Genomic DNA, 929 nt, shown 5'->3' with positions numbered 1-929 from the left:
CGCGTGCGGCTGCTGGAGATGGCGGACGCGATGGATATGTTCTGCCAAGGGTTGGTTTGCGCATTCACAGTTCTCCGCAAGAATTGATTGGCTCCAATTCTTGGAGTGGTGAATCCGTTAGCGAGGTGCCGCCGGCTTCCATTCAGGTCGAGGTGGCCCGGCTCCATGCACCGCGACGCAACGCGGGGAGGCAGACAAGGTATAGGGCGGCGCCTACAATCCATGCCAACCCGTTCCATGTGCTCGCCGAGGCGGCATAAATCGCCGTGACGATCAGCGGTCCAATGATCGAAGTTAGGCTGGTAAGAGCCGCGAGCGATCCTTGAAGCTGTCCCTGATGGTCGTCATCTACCTGCCTGGACAGCATGGCCTGCAACGCGGGCATCCCGATGCCGCCGGAAGCGAGAAGAATCATAATGGGGAAGGCCATCCAGCCTCGCGTCGCGAACGCCAGCAAGACGTAGCCCAGCGCGTCGGCCGCCATGCCGGCGATAATGGCCTGCTTCTCGCCGAAACGTTTGGTGGCGGGACCAGTGACGAAGGCTTGAGCGAGGGCGTGCAAGATTCCGAATACCGCAAGCGACAGGCCGATCATCGTCGCGCTCCAGCGAAAGCGGTCCTCGCCGAAAATGACCCAGAGCGCTGCCGGCACCTGTCCTACGAGTTGCATGATAAAGAAGACAGTCATAAGTGCGGCGACGATAGTCATGCCCCGCGCCCACCGGAAGGAGCTGACTGGGTTGAAGGCTCTCAAGGGCATCGGTCGACGCTCTCCCTTATGCGACTCCTGCATTAGGAAGCAGCCCAGTAGTAGGTTGAGGCCGTTGAGCACCGCCGCCGCAAGGAATGGTGCATGCAAGGAGATGGCGCCCAACAGTCCCCCGGCCACGGGGCCTGCCACCATACCCACGCCGAAACAAGCGCTCATG

At 61.1% G+C, this 929-nt stretch carries 1 protein-coding gene; it reads right to left on the bottom strand.

Annotation, left to right across the window (positions count from 1 at the left end; all coding sequences use genetic code 11):
• Positions 1-142 precede the first annotated feature (142 nt).
• The coding region (locus HMPREF0493_RS04265; RefSeq protein WP_006352065.1) for an MFS transporter at positions 143-929 on the bottom strand (787 nt) is incomplete at its 5' end.

It is taken from the genome of Lactobacillus amylolyticus DSM 11664, from assembly GCF_000178475.1.
Taxonomy (GTDB): domain Bacteria; phylum Bacillota; class Bacilli; order Lactobacillales; family Lactobacillaceae; genus Lactobacillus; species Lactobacillus amylolyticus.
Note: the sequence above shows the minus strand (reverse complement) of the source record. Positions and strands in the feature narration are given on the sequence as shown.